This window comes from Acinetobacter sp. S4397-1 (assembly GCF_024129285.1).
Taxonomy (GTDB): Bacteria; Pseudomonadota; Gammaproteobacteria; order Pseudomonadales; family Moraxellaceae; genus Acinetobacter; species Acinetobacter lwoffii_C.
Window position 1 is genome coordinate 1 of the sequence record NZ_JAMXXZ010000083.1, and the last position, 637, is coordinate 637.

Annotated in this window: 1 protein-coding gene; it reads left to right on the forward strand. The window is 47.3% G+C overall.

Annotation, left to right across the window (positions count from 1 at the left end; all coding sequences use genetic code 11):
* Nucleotides 1-637: Ig-like domain-containing protein (locus tag NI467_RS14595; protein WP_253153500.1), on the forward strand; the 637-nt coding region annotated here is incomplete at both ends.

A 637-nucleotide genomic window follows, 5' to 3' on the forward strand; every position in this document is an offset into this window, starting at 1 on the left:
CAGTCAACCCTGCCTTAACTGATGGCAACACTGCTGACGTTATTGCAAAAGATGAAGCTGGTAATGAGTCTGAGCCTGTAGAAATCACGGGTGAGAAAGACACCATTAAACCTGCGATGCCTTCTGCTGAATTTAATGAAGAAGGTACAGTTATTTTTGGTAAAGCCGAAGCTGGTGCTTTAGTTCAAATTAAAGATGCTGATGGTAAAGTCATTGCCTCTGGCAAAGCTGATGTAAATGGTGACTATGAGATTGACTTAGAGACTGCGCTCGTTGATGGTGAAGAAGTATTAGTTACAGCGAAAGATGATGCGGGTAATGAGTCTGCTCCTACGCAGGTATTTGCTCCAGTAATTGATGATTCAGACTCTGACTCGGACAGCGACTCGGATTCAGACAGCGACTCAGACTCGGATAGCGACTCAGACAGCGATTCGGACTCGGATAGCGATTCGGATTCAGACAGCGATTCGGATTCAGACAGCGATTCGGACTCAGACAGCGATAGCGATTCGGATTCAGACAGCGACTCAGACTCGGATAGCGACTCTGATTCAGACAGCGATTCAGACTCTGACAGCGACTCGGATTCAGATAGCGATTCGGATTCAGACAGCGACTCAGACTCGGACAGCGA